Source organism: Haloterrigena turkmenica DSM 5511, assembly GCF_000025325.1.
Classification (GTDB): Archaea; Halobacteriota; Halobacteria; order Halobacteriales; family Natrialbaceae; genus Haloterrigena; species Haloterrigena turkmenica.
On record NC_013743.1, the window covers coordinates 2,106,312 to 2,126,147 of the forward strand.

The 19,836-nt window shown below is 67.2% G+C and carries 22 protein-coding genes and 1 pseudogene; 9 read left to right on the top strand and 14 right to left on the bottom strand.

All coding sequences use genetic code 11. The features are described 5' to 3' along the window. The first annotated feature begins 36 nt into the window (after positions 1 to 36). Positions 37 to 753: an iron-sulfur cluster repair di-iron protein gene (gene ric / locus HTUR_RS10015; protein ID WP_012943208.1), complete on the top strand. Its 717-nt coding sequence runs from the start codon at positions 37 to 39 to the stop codon at positions 751 to 753. 27 nt (positions 754 to 780) lie between these two features. Here ric and HTUR_RS10020 read toward each other — a convergent pair whose 3' ends face one another. Then, entirely contained in the window at positions 781 to 1,548 is a 768-nt protein-coding gene (locus tag HTUR_RS10020; protein ID WP_012943209.1) for a class I SAM-dependent methyltransferase, read from the bottom strand. A 239-nt stretch (positions 1,549 to 1,787) separates the two neighbouring features. Here HTUR_RS10020 and HTUR_RS10025 point away from each other — a divergent pair, with 239 nt between their 5' ends. Then, on the top strand, positions 1,788 to 2,738 hold the full coding sequence (locus tag HTUR_RS10025) for an AAA family ATPase (RefSeq protein WP_012943210.1): 951 nt from the start codon (positions 1,788 to 1,790) through the stop codon (positions 2,736 to 2,738). Between the two features lie 90 nt (positions 2,739 to 2,828). Here the strand turns inward: HTUR_RS10025 and HTUR_RS10030 are convergent, their stop codons facing one another. Genes HTUR_RS10030 through HTUR_RS10045 form a run of 4 tightly spaced genes read right to left on the bottom strand, consistent with a single transcriptional unit; the run spans position 2,829 to position 6,457 of the window. Beyond that, positions 2,829 to 3,344, bottom strand: a complete 516-nt coding sequence (locus tag HTUR_RS10030) for a DUF7519 family protein (protein WP_012943211.1) — start codon at positions 3,342 to 3,344, stop codon at positions 2,829 to 2,831. Further along, the gene (locus HTUR_RS10035) at positions 3,341 to 4,927 is read right to left on the bottom strand and encodes a DUF58 domain-containing protein (protein ID WP_012943212.1); all 1,587 of its coding nucleotides are present in this window, start codon (positions 4,925 to 4,927) and stop codon (positions 3,341 to 3,343) included. The genes HTUR_RS10030 and HTUR_RS10035 overlap by 4 nt, the downstream gene beginning before the upstream one ends. Next, positions 4,924 to 5,472: a DUF7269 family protein gene (locus HTUR_RS10040; protein ID WP_012943213.1), complete on the bottom strand. Its 549-nt coding sequence runs from the start codon at positions 5,470 to 5,472 to the stop codon at positions 4,924 to 4,926. The genes HTUR_RS10035 and HTUR_RS10040 overlap by 4 nt, the downstream gene beginning before the upstream one ends. 10 nt (positions 5,473 to 5,482) lie before the next feature. Continuing rightward, positions 5,483 to 6,457 (bottom strand): DUF4129 domain-containing protein, encoded by a 975-nt coding sequence (locus tag HTUR_RS10045; protein ID WP_049941685.1) that lies wholly within the window; start codon positions 6,455 to 6,457, stop codon positions 5,483 to 5,485. 196 nt (positions 6,458 to 6,653) lie between these two features. Here HTUR_RS10045 and HTUR_RS10050 point away from each other — a divergent pair, with 196 nt between their 5' ends. The 3 genes from HTUR_RS10050 to HTUR_RS10060 all read left to right on the top strand — a co-directional run bounded on the left by HTUR_RS10050 (position 6,654) and on the right by HTUR_RS10060 (position 8,666). Next, positions 6,654 to 7,496, top strand: coding sequence for an aldo/keto reductase (locus HTUR_RS10050; protein ID WP_012943215.1), 843 nt, complete (start codon positions 6,654 to 6,656; stop codon positions 7,494 to 7,496). Positions 7,497 to 7,620: 124 nt separating this feature from the next. Next, entirely contained in the window at positions 7,621 to 8,391 is a 771-nt protein-coding gene (locus tag HTUR_RS10055) for a hypothetical protein (RefSeq protein ID WP_012943216.1), read from the top strand. An 80-nt stretch (positions 8,392 to 8,471) separates the two neighbouring features. Continuing rightward, positions 8,472 to 8,666 (top strand): DUF7333 family protein, encoded by a 195-nt coding sequence (locus tag HTUR_RS10060; protein WP_012943217.1) that lies wholly within the window; start codon positions 8,472 to 8,474, stop codon positions 8,664 to 8,666. A 137-nt stretch (positions 8,667 to 8,803) separates the two neighbouring features. Here the strand turns inward: HTUR_RS10060 and HTUR_RS10065 are convergent, their stop codons facing one another. The 6 genes from HTUR_RS10065 to HTUR_RS10090 all read right to left on the bottom strand — a co-directional run bounded on the left by HTUR_RS10065 (position 8,804) and on the right by HTUR_RS10090 (position 14,200). Continuing rightward, complete coding sequence (locus HTUR_RS10065; protein ID WP_012943218.1) at positions 8,804 to 9,775, bottom strand: phosphoadenosine phosphosulfate reductase family protein; 972 nt, start codon at positions 9,773 to 9,775, stop codon at positions 8,804 to 8,806. Positions 9,776 to 10,274: 499 nt separating this feature from the next. Then, entirely contained in the window at positions 10,275 to 10,856 is a 582-nt protein-coding gene (locus tag HTUR_RS10070) for a DUF2150 family protein (RefSeq protein ID WP_012943219.1), read from the bottom strand. 74 nt (positions 10,857 to 10,930) lie between these two features. Beyond that, positions 10,931 to 11,782, bottom strand: coding sequence for a TatD family hydrolase (locus tag HTUR_RS10075; protein WP_012943220.1), 852 nt, complete (start codon positions 11,780 to 11,782; stop codon positions 10,931 to 10,933). Positions 11,783 to 11,849: 67 nt separating this feature from the next. Further along, a complete protein-coding gene (locus HTUR_RS10080) occupies positions 11,850 to 12,104 on the bottom strand; it encodes a hypothetical protein (protein ID WP_226377437.1) in 255 nt (84 codons plus the stop codon). Positions 12,105 to 12,169: 65 nt separating this feature from the next. Beyond that, complete coding sequence (locus tag HTUR_RS10085; RefSeq protein WP_012943222.1) at positions 12,170 to 13,654, bottom strand: sensor histidine kinase; 1,485 nt, start codon at positions 13,652 to 13,654, stop codon at positions 12,170 to 12,172. A gap of 75 nt (positions 13,655 to 13,729) precedes the next feature. Next, a complete protein-coding gene (locus HTUR_RS10090; protein WP_012943223.1) occupies positions 13,730 to 14,200 on the bottom strand; it encodes an NYN domain-containing protein in 471 nt (156 codons plus the stop codon). 118 nt (positions 14,201 to 14,318) lie between these two features. Between HTUR_RS10090 and HTUR_RS28550 the strand changes: the two are divergent. Both HTUR_RS28550 and HTUR_RS10095 read left to right on the top strand, forming a co-directional pair. After that, positions 14,319 to 14,561 (top strand): annotated as a pseudogene (locus HTUR_RS28550) (S8 family serine peptidase); the annotation flags it as partial. Between the two features lie 246 nt (positions 14,562 to 14,807). Beyond that, positions 14,808 to 16,430: a S8 family serine peptidase gene (locus HTUR_RS10095; protein ID WP_012943224.1), complete on the top strand. Its 1,623-nt coding sequence runs from the start codon at positions 14,808 to 14,810 to the stop codon at positions 16,428 to 16,430. Positions 16,431 to 16,539: 109 nt separating this feature from the next. Here the strand turns inward: HTUR_RS10095 and HTUR_RS10100 are convergent, their stop codons facing one another. Then, on the bottom strand, positions 16,540 to 16,803 hold the full coding sequence (locus tag HTUR_RS10100) for a glutathione S-transferase N-terminal domain-containing protein (RefSeq protein ID WP_012943225.1): 264 nt from the start codon (positions 16,801 to 16,803) through the stop codon (positions 16,540 to 16,542). 152 nt (positions 16,804 to 16,955) lie between these two features. Here HTUR_RS10100 and gcvT point away from each other — a divergent pair, with 152 nt between their 5' ends. Both gcvT and gcvH read left to right on the top strand, forming a co-directional pair. Then, on the top strand, positions 16,956 to 18,080 hold the full coding sequence (gene gcvT, locus HTUR_RS10105; RefSeq protein WP_012943226.1) for a glycine cleavage system aminomethyltransferase GcvT: 1,125 nt from the start codon (positions 16,956 to 16,958) through the stop codon (positions 18,078 to 18,080). A 2-nt stretch (positions 18,081 to 18,082) separates the two neighbouring features. Then, a complete protein-coding gene (gcvH, locus tag HTUR_RS10110) occupies positions 18,083 to 18,466 on the top strand; it encodes a glycine cleavage system protein GcvH (RefSeq protein ID WP_012943227.1) in 384 nt (127 codons plus the stop codon). Positions 18,467 to 18,550: 84 nt separating this feature from the next. Here gcvH and HTUR_RS10115 read toward each other — a convergent pair whose 3' ends face one another. Further along, entirely contained in the window at positions 18,551 to 19,261 is a 711-nt protein-coding gene (locus tag HTUR_RS10115) for a helix-turn-helix domain-containing protein (protein WP_012943228.1), read from the bottom strand. Between the two features lie 117 nt (positions 19,262 to 19,378). Beyond that, a complete protein-coding gene (locus HTUR_RS10120; RefSeq protein WP_012943229.1) occupies positions 19,379 to 19,810 on the bottom strand; it encodes a DUF3054 domain-containing protein in 432 nt (143 codons plus the stop codon). Positions 19,811 to 19,836 lie beyond the last annotated feature (26 nt).

The following is a 19,836-nucleotide window of genomic DNA, read 5'->3' on the forward strand; positions in this document are numbered from 1 at the left end:
CGCGTTCGAACCACACACCGCCGCCACTCAGGACCGATGACCGCCGAAATCGACCCGGAGCGACGACTCGGCGCGCTCGTCAGAGACAACCCCGAATTCGCGTCGGTGTTCGAGTCCGTCGGCATCGACTACTGCTGCGGCGGCGACGCCTTGCTCGAGCGGGCCTGTGCCGACGCCGACCTCGAGGTCGGTGCCGTCGTCGAGCGACTCCGCGACGCGCGGTCGGACGGCGGCGACGGAACCGACGACTGGGACTCGCTGTCGGCGCTCGTCGACGACATCGTCGAGAACCACCACGACTACCTTCGGGCCGAGTTGCCGTCGCTCGAGCGAACGGTCCGGAAGGTCGTCCGCGTCCACGGGGACGACCACCCGGAACTCCACGACGTCGAATCGACGTTTCTCGACCTCGAAGACGAGGTCACCCACCATATCGAGGACGAGGAGGAGAACGTCTTCCCCGAGCTCGAACGCCTCGAGGACGAGACGGCGCTGACCGGCGACGAGGAGGCGCAGGTCCGCGAGGCGATCGACCACCTCGAGGACGAACACGACGCGGCCGCCGCCCACCTCGAGCGACTCCGCTCGCTGACCGACGACTACGCGGTCCCGGAGGGCGCGTGTACCAGCTACCGAAACATGCTCGACCGACTGCAGCTCCTCGAGGAGGACATGCACCTGCACATCCACAAGGAGAACAACGTCCTGTTTCCCGACGCACAGGACCGACTCGCGACAGCGGTCGCGGAGTAATCGACCGCGCCGTCGGGAGTCGGTGAGTCACGCGTCGGTCTTCTCCGCGACGATCGCGATCGCGCGGAGCCGGTCGTCGTACGCGTCGAAGATCCGTCGCATCGAGCGGACGCGGTTCCGGGCCGCTGGATCGGTGAAAATGTTGTACGCGATTTTCAACGTCCGGACGACTCCCTCGTCGGCGACGACCCGCCGCGGTTCGAGGAGGCGCATCGGAGCGGTCGCTCGCCAGCGAACGGTGAATCCCGCGTCCTCGAGCAGCGCCACCCACTCCGATTCCGTCAGCGGCCGCGCGTTCACCCTCGACGCGCGCGATAGGTCGTCCCGAACGGCCGATTCGGTCGCCGCGCCCGGTCCGTCGGGACCGATCGCCAATTCGTGGATTCCGTAGACGCCGGTGGTCTTCAGGAGCCGCCGGGCCTCGCCGACGAGTTCGGCCTTCCCCCCGTTCGGCTGCATCGACAACATCGCTTCGCCGTAGACGACGTCCGCGACGCCGTCCGCGAGGTCGGTGTCGGCCGCGTTGCCGACGACGATCTCGCGACCGGGCCCGCCCAGATCGTCCCGGAGCGCCCGCGCCGCCTCGCGGTCCAGTTCGATCCCGGTGTACGAGTTCGGTCCGTACGCCAGTGCGCGTCGCGCCGTCGCTCCGGCGCCGGGCGCGAATTCGACGACGTCGTCGGCCGGCCCGATAGTCAGCGCCTCGAGGAGCCGCCGAGTCAGCGCTCGGCCGACCGGACGGAGCACTCGCTTGCCCAGCGCAGCGAGCACCTCGTGCATCGGTCGGTCCGTCATCGTCGCCGATCGCCGTTTCGTTCGGTCCGCGGTGCTTCGACGACTGGAACCGAATCGTCGGTCGCGGAGAGTACGACACCGAGCGTCGAGCGGTGGGAAATCAGTGGCATCGGTCGGTTCGAGTCCGCCGTTCGGACACGCAGTGATAACTAGGGAACGCAGACCAAGCTGTCCCCGAATATCATCGCTCTCCCCGTCGATCACGGCCGTTTATATGTAAGTATCACTATGAGTGCGACATGGATATTACCGACGCGCGCGCGGAGTGTAACGCCGTCCTCGACGCCGTCAGCGAGAGCGTCATTGCGGACCGCGAGTTCCTCGAGACCGTCCTGCTCGGCGTCCTCGCGCGGGGACACGTCCTTCTGGAGGACGTTCCCGGTACCGGGAAGACCCTGACCGCGAACAGTCTGGCGTCCGCGCTCGGGCTATCGTTCTCCCGGATTCAGTTCACGCCGGATCTGCTGCCGGCCGACGTGACAGGGACCCACGTGTTCGACGAGTCCGAGGGCACCTTCGACTTCACCGAGGGGCCGATCTTCGCGAACGTCGTGCTGGCCGACGAGATCAACCGCGCGCCGCCGAAGACCCAGGCCGCGCTGCTCGAGGCGATGGCGGAAGGGCAGGTCACCGTCGACGGCGATACGCACCAGTTGCCGCAGCCGTTTTTCGTGATCGCGACGCAGAACCCCGTCGAACAGGCCGGAACCTTCCCGCTGCCGGAGGCCCAGGTCGACCGCTTTCTGGTGAAACAGTCGATCGGCTACCCCGACGCGGACGGCGAACGGGAACTGTTGCAGCGCCGACTCGGCCGCACCGAACGGAGTCCGAGTATCGATCCGGTGCTGGACGGCGGCCGCGTCCGCGCGCTCCGAGAGGTCCCCGAGTCGGTCCGGGTCGACGACGACCTCGTCACCTACATCGCCGATATCGCCCGCGGGACGCGCACGCGAAATCAGGTCGACGTCGGCGTCTCGCCCCGGGGCACCCAGCGCTTGCTCGAGGCCGCGCGGGCCCGCGCCGTCGTCGCCGGCCGCGACTACGTGACGCCCGACGACGTCAAGCGCGTGGCCGGCCCCGTGTTGGCTCACCGGCTCGTGCTCACGCCCGACGCCTCGGTCGACGGCGCCTCGAAGGCGGCCATCGTCGACCGGGTGCTCGAGTCCGTCTCCGTCCCGACGCTCGAGTAGCGAGCGACCAGTGCTGACATGACTCGAGCGATCGTCCTTCGCCTGACGAGTCTCGAGCCATCGACGTCGGCTACTCTTCCGTAAAAACGACTATCGCTGCAACGCTGCCAGCAGCAGTATCGCCCCGAACAGCATGGCGATCACGGCCGCGACCGGCTGGCCGCTGGGACCGGCGATAAAGACCGCGTAGCTCCCGACGGCTGCGACTAGCCCGACGACGACCGTGGCGCCGACGTGGGGGAGCTCTGCCCTCGCCGTCGTCGCCTCCCGGCCGAGCTGGTCGCCGACCCCGATCGCGTGGTGGCCGGCGTCCCAGGCCAGCACGGTCGCGGTGACGCTCGCGAGCATCGGGACCGTCGGAATTCCCTGCACTCCGCCCGCGAGCAGCCCCGCGAGCGCGACGGCGGTGCCGATCGTGACGGCTCGACGGGAGCCCGTCCAGAGCCCGCCGCCGAGGAGTACCAGCGCGGCGGCCCCGCCGACGAGCACGAACGGGGAGTAGAGGGCACTCGAGAGCACCCCGAGGCATAACGCGACGATCGAGAGCCCGCTCGTCAGGACCGCGGGCCGATGGTCGGGGTCGACCGCGTCGACGTCGGTGCTCACGCCGACCACCGCCGTCGACTGCGCTCGAGCGTCGCCGCCAGCGAGTCGTCCGCCGGCCAATCGACGACCCTGATGCCCGCCCCCCTGAGCGTCGAGATGCGAGCCGCTCGTTCGACCACCCCGAGCCGTTCGCCGGGCGCGTCGCGTCCAGTCGGATCGGGACTAATAACGGTGACGAGATGGCCGTCGGCCTCGAGCAACTGCGCGGTACGCACGATGTCGTCGTCGCACAGCGGCGTGAACAGGATCACCTGCGAATCAGCGGGGATCCGCGAGCGGAATCGCTTGCGCTGGACGTACAGCATCGACGCCGACGACTCCGGCGGGGACAGTTCGAACGCGGAATCGGTCGCGAGCAGTCGGCGGGCCGACGCTCGATGGTCGGGCCCCGAGCCCGGTGCCAGCCACTCTGTGTGCGGTCCGAAGCTGGCGAGGCCGACGTTGTTGCCGCCGGCATCCAGCGCGTCGAGCACGGCGACGGCCGCCTCGATGCTGCGATCGACCGCATGACGACCCGTCTCGTCGGGTCGACGGTACGCGTCCGTGCGCGTGTCGACGGCGAGCATCACCGTCGCCGACCGCTCCTCGCGGAACGTGACGGTCGTCAGCTCCTGACCGCGAGCCCGGCGGTTCCAGTCGATCCGCGAGAGCGGATCGCCGCGTCGGTACTCCCTCGTCGAGTGGAACTCGAGGCCCTCGCCGCCGACGTCGGTCTCGACGCGGCCGGTCAAAGGCAGCGTCAGCGACCGCAGCGGGAGGTCGGTCTCCGCCTCGGCGGGCGGACAGCGGAGTTCGGTGTCGACGCGGATCCGCTGGACGCGCTCGGCGTCGCCGGTGAACCCTCGCGCGACGACGGCTATCGGTTCGAACGCGTGGGTGCCCTGGCGAGCGGTCACCGCGTAGGAGAACGTCTCCGTCTCGCCCGGCCGGAGCGCGGTGCCGCGTCTCGGGGAGCCGTCGGTGACGACGAGTTCCGACGGCACGCCGTCGACGAGCCGGAGATCCGGCAGGAGTTCGTCCCCGTCGTTGCGAACGCGTACCGTCACGCGAACGGGCTCACCCGGCTCGAGGTCGTCGTCCTCGAGTTCGCGGCTGATCGAGAGCGTCGGGGTCGGCGGCCGACCGGCCCGGGCGTAGGCCGCGTACGCGATGCCGACGACCGCCGCCAGCAGCAGCGCCGGCGACGTGACGATAACGCCGGCGCCGCCGAACACCGAGGCGACGGCGGCGACGCCTGCCCAGCGGTTCGTCTCCCGGACGCTCGAGTCGACGACGACCGATTCCGGGGCGTCTTCGGTCCCGGAATCGCCGTCTGCGGGCTCGCCGGCACCGTCGGGATCGGGGTCGGTATCGTCGTCAGTACTGTCGTCCGTCTCGGTGTCTGTGTTAGACGTAACCTCGGCAGCGGCGCCGGCTTCAGCCTCGGCAGCGTCGGGCTCAGTCTCGGCGTTCGTTCGACTACCGGTACCGACGTCGGGGCCGGACTCGGAGCGAGTCTCCGTCTCGGTTCCGGCGACCTCGCCGCCGTCGGCTCGCTCGCTCCGGCTGTCCGCCGATCGTCCGTCGTCGTCTCTGTCCGTCATTCGTCGTCGTTCACCCCCGCAATTCGTGCGATCTCGGCCGCGGCGCGTCTGGCGCGGCGGGGACGGTCGCGACGCACCGCCGTCCGAACGCGGACGCGCCACGGCGCCCAGTCGGGAATCGTATTCGTGAACTGGGCCGCCGCCAGCGGATCGTCCGTCCAGGTCCCGTCCTCGAGGGCCTCTCGGGCCTCGTCCTCGGTCAGCCCCTCCGCGAGCACCAGCGCGTCGACGGCCGCCTGCTCGAGTCGCTCGTCGAGCTTCCGTCCCTGCCGTCCGAACGTCACGACTCCCGATTCGATCGCCGCGTCGATCTCCTCGCCGGGAGTCGGCAGCTCCTGTGGCCGTTCCGGCGTCGGCAGTTCCGTCTGCCCGACGTCGGCGTGTCGGCGACCTTGCACCGTTCGAAGCCCCTGGAGGAGCGCGATCACGCCGATCACGGTCACGATCGACTCACCGAGATCGAGGGGGCCGGTCAGTTCCGGGACCGCCACGAACGCCAGACCGAGCAGGACCAGTCCGGCGCCGACTATCGCGTACTTGTTCATGGGTATCCGTTCATCGTGTGGCTCCGTTCTCGCGGTCGCGATCGTCGTCGGCATAGGTCGCTTCGATCCGTCTGAGTAGCTCGACGGCGCGGCGCTCGCGGTCGTCCGTGACCGGTCGGTCGCCGTAGCGGACGTCCTCGAACATCGTCCGCAACTCGTCGACGTGGGACGGATCCAGCCCCGCGTCCCGCGCCGCGGCCGCGAACTCGCCGGGCGTACTCGAGTCGGGCCGGTCGACGGAGAGCGGTTCCGTCATCTCGCGCCAGGCCCGATAGATGTCGTTCTCGAAGTCGTCGCCCTCCTCGATTCGGTCGGCGGCCTCACCGGCCGCGCGGCCGAGTGCGCCCCGCTGTACGGTGTCGTCCGGCTCCGCGACCGGGTCTGTCGATTTCTGCCCCTCGTCGTCGCCGCCGTAAAACAGCGCCGTAACCGCTCCGACGACCGTTACCAGGAGAACGGTCAGCACGAGCAGCGAGGGCAGGGTCGGTCCGGACACGGGACCGTCGCCGTCGCCGCCGCCGAGCGGACCGCCGGATTCGTTCTCCGTGGGCGGCTGTATATCGGCCGGGGGAGCCGGCGGGTCGAGGGTTTGGGTCCCGCAGCCGCCAGTGAGGACGACGAAGACGAGCACGACCAGCGGGAGCAAGGCGACCGAGAGCATGAGCGTCACTCTGGTATCGTACGACCGGGTCGCCAGCGCGGCGATTCCGACCGCGCCCAACACGAGCGCGAGGAACCCGAGCTCCGAGTCGAGGGCGGCGATGCACAGCCCCGAGAATTCGAACGCCTCGTCCCCTTCGGTGCCGGAATCGGCCGCCGGAGGCTCATCCTCTTCCTCGACATCGCTGGCGCCGCCGTCGGCGCCGCCGAACCCACCGCCGCTCCCGCCGTTCTCGACCATCGACGGCAACGTCGCCGCTGCGAGCACGACGGCGAGACAGCACAGGACGGCGATCGCCACGACGCGACCCGTATCTCTGTCCACGCCCGTTCTTTCTTGTAATACCTGAAATGTTTTACTCTTGACCGGACCGACGCGAACTCGCGTCGAATTCGCGGTGCCGGGGCTCGGTGCGGACGGCTCGTCGATGCGTGTCCCCTGGTATTGAATCGCATGAGGGCATCCGGTATACACTACTGCAAACACAACTCCTTTTCGCGCGCTGTCCCTCCCTCCGCACATGGGAACGGAAGACGCCGAAACCGTTGCGCCCGGAACGTGTCCGACCGCGAACGGCATGCCGATGCTCGGGTTCGGCACCTGGCAACACGACGATCCGGACCAGTGCGTCGAGAGTATCCAGACGGCCCTCGAGGCGGGCTACCGCCATATCGACACCGCTCAGGCCTACGATAACGAGGCGGCCGTCGGCGAGGGGATCGCGGCGGCCGACGTCGACCGTGAGGACATCTTTCTCGCGACCAAGGTCTGGCGCGACAACCTCGCACACGACGACGTCCTCGAGACGACCCGCGAGAGCATCGACCGGCTCGGCGTCGACTACCTCGACATGCTGTACATCCACTGGCCGACCGGCGAGTACGAGCCCGAGGAGACGCTGTCGGCCCTCTCGGAGCTGTACGACGAGGGACTGATCGAGAACGTTGGGATCAGCAACTTCCTGCCCGAGCAAGTCCGGGAGGCCGTCGACGTCTGCGACGCACCGATCCTGGCCAACCAGGTCGAACTCCACCCGCTGCTCCCCCAGCCCGACCTCCGAGAGGCCTGCGAGAACGCCGGCGTCGAGGTCGTCGCCTACTCGCCGATCGCCCGCGGCGAGATCTTCGACCAGTCCGAGATCCAGGACGTCGCGGAGAAACACGGCGTCAGCGAGGCCCAGGTCAGCCTCGCTTGGCTGCGCGAGAAGGGCGTCACCGCAATCCCGAAGGCGACCGGCGAGGAGCACATCCGCGACAATTGGGCGTCCCTGACCCTCGAGCTGGATCGAGAGGACATCGACAAAATCGATAGTATCGACGAAACGCAGCGGCAGGTCGACCCCGGCTTCGCGCCCTGGAACTGAGACCTCTCGAGCGGTCGACATCGGCGCTAACCGCCGTCGAGGTGGAAGCGGCCGTCGATTGCGACCTGTTTCTCGCGCGGAAAATTCAGGAAAGCTTACGGTACACCGGCTTTATGGCTCGCGTATGTCCACCCGCTCACGACAGCGTGGCGGTGGTGGGTTCGTCGGCGCGATCAAGGCCGACGTACAGCGGTTACACGGGGCCTGGATGGAACTCGTCTTTCCACGCCAGCGTGGCCGCGGCCACTCCGTCATGGGGAAGTGGAAGCCCGAGACCCTCCCCCAAAAGGTCGGCTACAACGCCTGGAGTATCCTCGGGCTATTCGGCTTACTGCTCCTCTACCCACTGACCGTCATCGGACTCGCAACCCGCTACTACGCGGCGAAACTCGACTCGACGCGCACCCGCCTCGGTATCGTCGGCGTCACGGGCGTCGCGCTGCTCGGCTGGGGGCTCCTGACCGTCGCCTGGGGAGCGATGTCGTACATGGAGCAGGTCGACATCCCGATCGACTCGGTCCTCGCCGTCGCGGCGGCGAGCGGCGTCGCGACGGTGTCGACCGCGCTCGCAGCGGCGTGTACCAAGGCCGGCGGTCGCGCGGTGACGGTGATCTTCGCCTACCCGTTCGCGATGACAGCGCTGTTCCTTCCGCCGGTCGTCGCGGCCCTCGTGACGCCGTCGCTGCACCCCTACATTCTCGACCCCAGTTACGAGTTCGCTGCCTGGGCGCTCGACAACGTCCTGACTCTCGGCGGCGTCAACGAGTACCTGCGATCGAACTACCAACTCGAGGGCGCCGCCTACGCGGCGATGTGGCTCGGCATCTCGATTCCGCTGGGCTGGTTCCTCGGGATCGTCGTCGCGCTGGCGAACCTCGTTCGTCCATCGCAGTAGCCCTTTTCCGTCCGTTCAATTCTCCTGAACGGACTGCCGATTCCCGATACCATTAGGCGGCCGCTTCCCAAGGGCCGCACATGGAGTTCGACCTTCCCACGACCGCGGCCGCGTTTATCGCCGTCATCGCGATCGGCGTCGTCGGCTTGATCGGCGCACCGATGATGACCACGAACACCGTGTTGATGATGGTCGCGCCGTCGATGATCGTGTTCGGACTGATCATGCTCGGTATCGGCATCAAACACGGCGAGTATCGCGCGACGGGCCGATAACGACGGCAGATCTCGGCGCTATCGCTACTGGTTCGTCGCGACCGTTACGATTTCGACCGCACCAGCGGCGGCGCTCGAGCGAACGGAACCGAAAAAACCGGTGGTGAAAACTCAGCCGGCGATCGACCGCGAGCGGCCTACATGTAGCCGAGGTCGCGCAGGCGCTCCATCAGGTCCTCCTTGTCCTGGGCGCGGCCCGCGCGCTCGGTCGTTCCCTCGAGGTCCTGCAGCCAGGCGGGGTCCTCGTCGCTCTTCTCGGTGCTGACTTCGCTGCCCAGCGAGCGGAAGCCGGCGAAGTACTTCGGCGAGATCGGGATGTCCTCCTGTTCGACGCCCTCGGGGAGGTCGTCGTCGGACTGAGGCACGTGGCCCTCCTCGGGGAAGTTCTCGACGGTGTCCGGAACGACGAAGTTCCAGAAGGCGTTCCAGACGGCGGCCTCGTCGAACTGCAGGATGGGCTGGATGCGGTCGTGGGGCGGATAGATGTCCGGGTCGTGGCGCGGCGAGAAGAACGTCTCGTCGGCGCGAGCCTCCTGTTCGTCCCAGCGGACGCCGGAGATGACGCCGTCGATGTCGTGCTCCTCGAGCGCGTCGTTGAGCGCGACCGTCTTCAGCAGGTGATTGCCGACGTAGGTGTCGAGCAGGAACGGGAACTCGTCTTCCTCGTACTCGAGGATGTTCTCGACGTGGTGCTGGTTGTGCTCGGAGAGTTCGTCGATCTCGATGTCGTCGCCCGGCTCGAGGCCGTGCTCGTCGACGTACTCGCCGACGTCCTCGTTGCGCGCATAGATGACTTCGAGGTCCCACTCGTCGGCCCAGTGGTCGACGAAGTCGTGGATCTCGTCGAAGTGCTGGTAGTGGTCGATGAACACCGCCGGCGGTACCTCAAGGTCGAAGCGGTCGGCGACCTCCTTGATGAAGTACAGCGTGAGCGTGGAGTCCTTGCCGCCGGTCCACATCACGGCCGGGTTCTCGTACTCCTCGAGACCCTCGCGAGTGACCTCGATGGCCTTCTCGATCTTGTCCTGAATGTGGGGATAGTCCTCGGGATCCTCGCCGTCGCCGTCCTCGTAGTCGACGTCGACGTACTCGGGGAAGTTCTCGCTCATGTGGTGTAATTAGATATAATTAGGAGGGATAAACGCTTTGGGGGAGCGGAAACGTCTGTCGGAACCTGCGACGATCGGTCGGCGATTGATGATGTCGCGCGCCGACGCGGGTCCGGTTCGACGAAGTGAGTCGGGAACTGGACTTTCAGCCTCTGTACTCTGTGAACGATGGCGTCCCACTGTGATCGATGAGCGGCGTCTCGAGTCCAGTGTCCCGTGTGGTGTGTTCACTCGAGGGCCGGGACGGCGGCGTGATCGCGGCGCTGGTCGTCCGATGGGGCGGCGCAATACTTGCCACGATCGATTGCCGTCAGCACTACTGTTGGCACCGATGACCGTCGGGGCCAACGGAAGCCACCGCTGTTCGGTACGCGGGTCGTCCGAAAGTAGGCTCCAAGAATCGTTCGTCGGCGATACGGGTTCGGCCCCCGGGTCGGCCGGGCTGCGCAGCGGTGGCGCGCGGCCGGACCGGACGGCGAACTGGACGGCGTCGTCGCGGTTACTCTTCGTCTTCCTCGACGACTTCGGGGTCGCTCATCGCGCTCTGGAGGCTGTCCAGCCCGTTGATCCACTCCGTGACGAGACCGTACTCGAGGCCCTCCGCGACGGACATGTCGAGTTCCTCGCCGTCGATGATGAGTGTGCCCGCTTGTGCGGCGTAGCCGAGCGCGGCGTCGAGATCCTCCTCGGCCTCGGCGTCGGCCGCGGCGCCGAGGTAGTCGCCGACGCTGCCCTCTTCGGCCGGGCCGCCCGCGATGTACTCCTCGGCGGCGAAGAAGACGCAGACGAGGCTCGTCTGGACGCCGTCGACGAGGATCAGTTTCTCCTCGTCCTCGATGTCGACCTCGCCGAGAACGATCTCGCGAACGTCGTTGATCTCCTCGAGCGCTTCCTCCTCGCCGAGTTCCCCGTCGTCGTAGGCGGCGACGATCTTGGCGATCGCGATCGCCGTGTCGTCCTGCAGGTTCAGCAGGAGCCGGGCCGAGTCTTCGTCCTCCGGATCGATGTCTTCGTCCTTGATGCGGCCGATCCAGTTCTGCCAGCGTTCCTCCGAGTAGAACTCGGTCGGGGGATTGCTCATACAGACACCTACACCGGCCGCTTGAAATGCCTTTCTCTACTCTACGCCGAGCTTACTGAACCGAAACGTCGGCTTTAGGCCCGCTCGAGCGTCGCTTCCGTGTCGATTCCGTATACGCGTTCCGGCGTCTCGACGTGGGCGATCCGGACCGCCTCGTCGCGACCGTTCTCGAGCAGCCAGCGGACCCGACGCGGCACCGTCTTCGGCCCGAGGACGGCGCCGGGGCGGTCCGGATCGTCGATGTAGTCGGTCTCCATTAGGAACGGCTCGCCGCGCTCGGCGGCGGTCTCGAGGCGATCCTTCTCGCTCATCACGCTCGGGATCGGGCCCTCGAGGCGACCGCTCGCGTAGTGTTTGACTACCCGATCGGACGGCAGCCCCGCTTCCTCGGCCCAGTCGGTCACCTCGGTCATGTCCTCGCTGGCCTCGGCGTGCAACTGGACGGCACAGTCCAGTTCGGCGCCGCGCTCGAAGGCTCGGCGCATGACCGCGTTCGAGGCCGCCCACACGTCGTCGTCGACCTCGTAGTGGGGCCGCCCCGACTTCAGGGCCAGCGCCTCGCCGGACTCGACGTACTCCGCGGCAACGTCGATTCCCGCCTGCATGAGGTCGCGCGCCTCGTCAGGGCTGAAGCCGCGGTCGTCGACGAGCCGCGTGATCAGTCCGGGGTGAACCCCCAGGACGGGCCAGGCCCGCCCGTCGAGTTCGCTCGAGGCCTCGTCGACGATTTCGATCGTCCGCTCGAAGACCGCGCGGAAGTCCTCGCCGGTCTCGGCCTCGACGCCGAGATGCCAGGAGGGTTTGTTCACGACGAGCAGGTGGGTGCCGCCGAGGCGAGCGAAGTCGCGGACGGCGTCGATGCCGCGGTGGTTGTCCGGATCGAGGTGGAGGTGGTTGTCGAGGACCGGCGTCTCGTCGTCGAGCATGTCCGCTAGTGGGTCGGCAGACCGTGAAAAATCTCCGACTTCGCTCGGTCGCGGGATCCCGAGAGGTCTAAATCGCCCGTCGATACTTGCAGTGCGGGCAGTAGACCGTCCGCTGGCGGACGATCAGGAGCGACTCCCCGCACTTGCACGGGCCGCTGACGTCCACCTCGTTCGTCTCCCGAACGATCCCTCGTAGCGTGTTCTCCAGCCGAGCGATCTGCTGTTCGGCGTCGTCGAGTCGATCCTCCAGGTCGCGGAGCCGTCGAGAGTGCAGGTGGCGTCCTCTCATGGGGGTCGGGCTGGACCGGCTTCTGTGATCCATGACCCGAGTAACGACTCGCGAGCGATTAAGCGTATGGGGGCAAGTGGCAAGCAGAGTGGCTGTGATTACGGGTTCGGCGCTACCGCCGGAAGCATTACGGTGAACGTCGTCCCCTCGCCGGGCTCGGAGTCGACGCCGATCTCTCCGCCGTGGTTGGCGACGATCTTCCGGCAGAGCGCGAGGCCGATCCCGGTGCCGGGAAACTCCCCGATCGCGTGGAGGCGGTTGAAGACGTCGAAGATCTGGTCGTGATACTCGGGGTCGATTCCGATCCCGTTGTCCGCCACGGTGAGTCGCCACTCGGAGCCGCGCTTCGTCGCGTCGACCTCGATGCACGGCGGCTCGTCGCCGCGATACTTGATCGCGTTGCCGATCAGGTTCGAAAAGAGCTGCTCGAGTTGGGTCCGGTCGCCGCTGACCGTCGGGAGCGAGCCGATTTCGACCGTCGCCCCGCTCTCCTCGATCTGCACCTGGTGGTCGGTGACGACGGTCTCGACGACGTCCTCGCAGTCGACCCGCTCGAGGGTCGTCTCGCCCGTCTCGATCCGGGAGAACTCGAGCAGCCCGTCGATCATCTCGCGCATGCGGTCGGCGCCGCCGACGGCGAAGTCAATGTACTCCCGCGCGTCCGCGTCGAGGCCGTCACGATAGTTGCGCTCGAGCAACTGGAGATAGCTCGAGACCATCCGCAGCGGTTCCTGGAGGTCGTGGGAAGCGATGTAGGCGAACCGCTTGAGCTGGTCGTTGGACTCCTCGAGCGCGTCGATCGTCTCGTCGCGTTCGGCTTTCGCCGTCGTTCGCTCGTGAAGGGTGCCCAGCATTCGATCGACCTCGCGGTCCGGACAACCGTCGTCGAAGAACTCCGACGGCGGAGTGTAGTAGAAGTTGTGACAGACGGCGCCGTCGTAGACGAGGTGTGGATGGGTCCGGACGATATCACAGAGGATCTCGGCCGGAATCACGTCTCGGTCGTACTGACAGAGGGCGATGCAGTCCGCGCCGTCAAAGAGGTCGTTGACCCGACTCTCGTACTCCATGAACTGCTCGAGGCTCGTTCCCTCGTCCAAGATCCACGTCGTCTCGGCGCTGATGCGCAGGCCCTCGTAGTCGGCCGTCGCCTCCTCGATGGCCGACTCGTAGCGGTCGAGCATGTCGTCGGGATCGAACCGGCCGTTCCTGAGATAGGTCTCCCGAACGGTGTGGAAGGTGAGCGCGCCGGTCTCCATCGCCGCGTCGACGTCGATGCCGCCGTCTTCCATCGCGGCGATCATCTCGGCTTCCGCGTGTTCGTTGACCACGTACATGCAGCGCTCGCCTCGCTCGAGGCCCTGGCGCATGAACGGGACGACGGCCGCGAGCTGCTCGTCCCGGTTCTCGTAGATCACCGCGAGGTGTTCGTTCGGCTCGTGCTCGCCGAGGGACTCGACGGGGCCGCGAAACTCCGGGCTCGAGCGAAGGGCGTCGAGTCCGCTCTCCAGACCGAGCGGGCCGTTCGAATCACCGCTCTGGACGTCGACCGCAGTCTGTTCGTCGTGGCCGAAAGAACACATGTTCCCCTCTTAAAATTGGAGCGAGCATGAATCCTTCGTGGAGCGTATCAGCCGCTGAGACGGTCATTATCTGCGTCAGTCGCCGAGCGTGATCGCCTCGTCTGCCGCGTTCCGCAGGGCGTCCGAGCGGCCGTACGTCCCGGGCGCGATGGCGACCGTCTCGACCCCGACGGTGCCCGCGTACTCGAGGACGGGCTTGAAGTCGGTGTCGCGGGAGCCGATCGCCAGCCGGTCGATCGTGCCGTCGCTACAGAGTGCGGTCGCGTCGACGGCGAGTTTGACGTCGACGTCGCCGCTGGTGACGATCACCTCGAACCCGCGGGCCTCGGCGGCCTGGATGAGCCCCGGCGTCGCGTGTTCGTCGAGATAGAGCCGGATGACGCCGACGCGACCGAGGTCTCGCGCGGCGTCCCGCAGGTCGTTCAGATCGACGTCGAACTCGTCGCGGAAGACGTTCGGCCCGTCGACCAGCAATCCCACCGTCGGCTCAGTCTCGGCTGGCGGGCCTGCGAGGGTGGCGAGACGGGCGCGAACGCGGTCGAACATACACTGGCCGTTTCAGCGGGCCCGAGATAGGTGTGACGGATCGGAACGAAGGGCCCCTCGAGGGCGGGACCGAGGGGAAGTGGAGGGAAACGCGTCGGTCGATTGATCCAACGTCGGCCCGGCGGTTGACATCGTCGCACCGGACACTGACCTCTTCTCGGCGGTCCCCTGGGACGACTACGCGCGGATCTCGGGGACGTCGATGGCGGCGCCGGTCGTTGCCGGCGTCGCGGGCCGGGTTGACGCGGCCGCGGCCGTCGAGACGGCGCCGTCCCCCGGTCGCGAGGCCAAGACGGACGCGACTCGCGAGACCGACGATACCGTCTCTCCTGTGACCGCCGCTGACACGTCCGGTGAGTGAGGAACTGACTCCGACCGCGTTCCCGCTCGCTGTCTCACAGGTGCGAGAAACCGACGCCGATCGCCGTCAACGGCCGGTCAGTTGTTCTCGATCGAGCGACCCCACATAATCGAACACCTGACCATATTCTCACTTTATTAGGAGGAATATTTTCCTTCTGACAGCATTTTCGAGAGATGATATTGAACAAACCTGCCGCTGTTCGATAAGAGTTTACTAATTTCAGGAATTGGAGACTGTCACTCCATGCCACAGAGTGGTCCCCCGGACGAAGACGCGGACGACGGCTACGACAGACGAACGGTCCTGACCGGCGCCGGTACGCTCGCCGCGGGCGGGTTGATCGGCTCGAGCGGGGTGGCCAGCGCGACCCCGGAGCGCGAACCCGGGCCGAAGAAAGACGAACTCGTCGTCGGCATCTCGGCGTCGGCGCCGGACGTCGCCCGCGAGGCGCGCGCGGCCGTCCCCGGCGACGCGGACGTCGTCCACGCCAACGAGACGATCAGGTACGCGACGATCAGTTTCCCCTCCGAAACGCCGGCCCACGCCCGCGAGCGGTTCATCGAGGCGATCGAGCGGGCCGAACACGTCGAGTACGTCGAACGGAACGCGACCGTCCAGTCGTTCGGCGAACCCGACGACACCTACTACGGCTACCAGAGCGCCCCACAGCAGGTCAACTGCGAGGCCGCCTGGGGGACCACGACCGGAAGCGAGGACGTCTGCATCGCCACTATCGATCAGGGCGTCCAGTACGACCACCCCGACCTCGAGTCGGCCGTCGACGACCGGGTGGGCGAGGACGTCGCCGGGCGCGGGAGCGATCCGTACCCGTCGGACAACGGCGAACAGCACGGGACCCACGTCGCCGGCATCGCCATCGCCGAGACGGACAACGGCCGCGGCACGGCGGGGATCAGCGACTGTTCGCTGCTGGCCGTCCGCGCCCTCGACGCGAACGGGCAGGGCTCGCTCTCGGACATCGCCGACGGGATCCAGTGGGCCGCCGACGCCGGCGCCGACGTGATCAACCTCTCGCTGGGCGCCTCCGACGACTACCGGACGCTGACCGCGGCCTGCGAGTACGCCGAAGAGCAGGGAGCCCTGGTCGTCGGGGCCGCGGGCAACGCGGGCGACGACGGCGTCGCCTATCCCGCCGCCTACGAGGACGTCATCGGCGTCTCGGCCCTCGAGGGCGAGTCGCTGGCCGACTTTTCTAATACGGGGCCGGAGATCGATCTCGCCGCGCCGGGAGCCGGTCTCGTCTCGACGGTCCCGTGGGGCGACTACGGTCGGATGACCGGAACGTCGATGGCGACCCCCGTCGTCGCCGGCGTCGCGGGGCTCGCGCTGTCGGCCCATCCCGACCTCTCGCCGCTGGAACTCCGCGAGCACCTCACGACGACGGCGACCGACCTCGGCCTCGAGGCGAGCGCACAGGGCGCGGGCCGAGTCGACGCGGCCGCGGCTGTCGAGACGGATCCGTACCCGGACCAGAACGCCGACGAGAGCGAGGATACGGACGAATCCGGCGAATGCGGCGACGAAACCGTCGTCGCGAGCGCCGACGGCTCCCTCTCCGGCGGCTGGTGGGGCGAGAGCGATCGGTACATGTATCGACCTCGCACGAGCGATCCGTGTTCGGCGACGCTCTCGCTCGAGGGTCCTTCGGGAGGCGACTTCGACCTCTATCTCAACGTCGACGGCGAGTCGCCGACGCGATGGGACCACGACGAGTCCTCCGCGGGCGACGGCGCCAGTGAGGCGATCGAACTTGCGCTCTCGGGCGACGAGGACCTGCGCATTCAGGTCCACGCGAACACCGGTAACGGGTCGTACACGCTGCGGATCGAGGAACGCGGTCGGTAGGTAGCCGAGCGGTTCGGACTCGAGACGACCGGGCGCCTCGCGGCGAGGCACCCGTCGAACGGGCCCGGTATCGGGAGGTCGATCGTTTGAACTTCCCTCGAGACAGCTCTCAGGCGTAGTGTTCTTCCAGATACTCGACGATATCGTCGCTCTCGTAGAGCGCCTCCTCCCGCTCCGTCTCGACGAGGTACGGGATCTGATCTTCACCGCCTAACTCGGTCAGCTCTCGATAGGTCCGTTCGTTGAGCACGTCGCCGCCCTCGTCGCCCGGCAACCGGGGATTGTGTACGACGTACGAGACGCCGAGCCCGGTCAGCTTCTCTCGACCTTTCGCACAATAGGGACAGCCCTCCGCTCGGTACAATTCGAGCATTTCGGTGTGTGAATCGAGACAGATCGTCGTTAAAATTTGCCTGGTGGGTCGCTTTCGAGAGGGAAACGCCCGGCTGAACGGATGCGTAGCGTGGATGCTCCCGCTCCGAGCGACGAAAAGACATTACTACTCCGCCGGCGAATCACTCGAGCATGCCGCTTCAGACGCCGCCGTTGCGTGGGCTCCACGACGAGCGTGGCGCGAAGTTCACGGAGTTCGGCGGCTGGGACATGCCGGTCGAGTTCGATTCGATCCAGTCGGAACACGCGGCCGTCCGCGAGGCCGCCGGGATCTTCGACGTCTCTCACATGGGACAGATCCACGCTACCGGGCCGGACGCGACCGAACTGATGCAACGGCTCACGACCAACGACGTGACCCGCCTCGCCGTCGGCGACTCCCAGTACGCCGCGATCACCGACGAGGACGGGACCATCATCGATGACACCGTCGTCTACCGACTGCCAAACGAGACCGACGACGGGGCTCGAGCGGACGAGGACGGCGAGCCGACCTACCTCTTCGTCCCCAACGCCGGCACCGACGAGTCGACCCACGAGCGCTGGATCACCCACCGCAACGAGTGGGACCTCGAGGCGACCGTCGACAACCGGACCGACGAGTACGCCATGTTCGCCGTGCAGGGCCCCGAGGCCGCCGACCTGGTCGACGACGCGACCGCGGAGTCGATCACCGCGCTGGACCGGTTCGAGGCCCAGTACGCGACGGTCGACGGCGTCGACTGCTGGGTCGCCCGCACGGGGTACACCGGCGAAGACGGCTTCGAACTGATCGTCCCGTGGTCGGAGGCCGAGCACGTCTGGTCGCTGTTCGACTGCCAGCCCTGCGGGCTGGGCGCCCGGGACACGCTCCGGATCGAGGCCGGCCTCCTGCTGGCCGGCCAGGACTTCGATCACGACTCCGACCCGCGGACGCCCTACGAGGCCGGCATCGGCTTCACGGTCGCCCTCGAGACCGAGTTCGTCGGTCGGGACGCCCTCGCCGAACTCGAGCGCGAGGGAATCGAGGAGAAGCTGGTCGGCTTCCAGTTGATCGATCGGGGCGTCCCACGACACGGCTACGACATCACGAACACCGACAGCCGCGTGATCGGCACCGTCACCAGCGGCACGATGAGTCCCTCGCTCGAGCAACCCATCGGACTGGGCTACGTGCCCGTCGAGTACGCCGAACCGGGGACGACCCTACAGGTCGTCGTCCGCGGCCAGTCCAAAAAGGCAAGAGTTGAAACGACACCGTTCATCGATACCGTATAACCATGAGCTTCGACGTTCCCGACGACAGACGCTATCTGGAATCGCACGAGTGGGCACTCGAGATTGACGGCACCGTCCGAGTCGGCATCTCCGACTTCGCACAGGACGAACTCGGTGACGTCGTCTTCGTCGAACTTCCCGATGAGGGCGACACCCTCACTCAGGAAGAGGAGTTCGGCGTGGTCGAGTCCATCAAGGCCGTCTCCGATCTCTACGCGCCGGTCAGCGGCGAGGTCACGGCCGTCAACGACGACCTCTTCGACGCGCCGGAACTGGTCAACGACGACCCCTTCGGCGACGGCTGGATGCTCGAGATCGAGGCCGACGACGCGAGCGAACTCGACGACCTGCTCACCGCCGACGAGTACGAGGACCAGATCGCCTGAGAAGCGCCGCCGACGGCCGTCGCGTTTCGTCTCCGATCATCGCCGCGTGCTCTCTCCTTTCCGTAGCGCGTCGACCCGACGCGATCACTCGAGGCCGACGAGATACTCGAGCATCCCGTCGAGATCGGTGTTCGTCACGGCCAGCGAGTAGCCGTCGATGCGGGCCAGATCGGCGGCGTGATCCCAGAGGTCTTCCTCCTCGATCCCGTGGAGGACGACCGCGTTGGGCGTCGGATTGACGACCCGCAGGGCGACCAGCGGCGACTCGCCGCGGGAAACGCCCGTAAACACCAGCACGCGGTTCGTGCTCTGCCCGTAGAGCCGGAAGAACTCCTCGCTCGAGAGGCGCGTGATCGCCTGGATGCTGTCGATGACCGTGTGGCCGCTGATGCGATCGGTGCTTCCGGCAGTGATCTGGGTCGCGTCGATATCGTCGTACAGTTTCTCGAGCGGAATCGAGGTGGCGTACTCCCGCAGGTCGTGGACGACGTCGCTGTCGAAGCCGGCCGAGAGGACCCGGCCGTACTGCCGGATGCGGTCGCCGCCTCGCCGTTCGTCGATCGAGAGCAGTCCGTCGACGAGCCGGCGGACGACGCCGATGCCGGGGCTCTCCCGGCGCCCGCTCTCGTAGTCGGAGATGACCGACGACGAGACGTCCAGCTCGGTGGCGAGATCCGTCTGCGAGATGTCGAAATCGGTACGCCACTTCCGCAAGGTCGCGCCGGGATCGTCGCTCAGCGTGATTTCCCCGGCGATCTTCTCCGCGAGTTCCCGTTTTGGCCCACGTCCGCCCATACGCGAGGGGTCGTGTGGTCGACTCAAGTAGCTACTGGAGACGCCGCGGCCCGTGACTGCATTGCATGCGGCTATTTATCACGGCATTGTGTCCCAAAGAGAACGGGCAGCGCGTAACTATGCGGTCCCCTTCCGGCCTGCGACGGTCGCGTATCCGACGCGCCAGCCGACCAGCAGGAGGAACCCGAACCCCGTGATCACGAGCGGGAACGGCCAGACCGCCGAGTCGCCGAACAGTCCCTGCCGGAGGAGCAACCCGACGTTCGCCGCGCCGAGCCACACCACCGCCGTCAGCCGCGCCGCTCGGGACGGCGCCGCGCTGGCCGACCGCGTGTAGAATCCGGCCAACGCCGCGACGACGATCCACCCAACCACGAACGGGGCGACCGTCTCGAGCGTCGAGAGGGGCTGTGCGAGCGGATTCGCCTCGTGGCTGAGCTGGCCGTAGACCAGCAACCCGGCGATCAGGCCGACGTCGCCGACGCCGAGGGCGAGCGTCGTTCGGTCGACCGCCTCGGTCCGGCCGTCCGTTCGAACTGCGGTGTCCATAGGTCCCTCTCGCGGCCGGATCACTA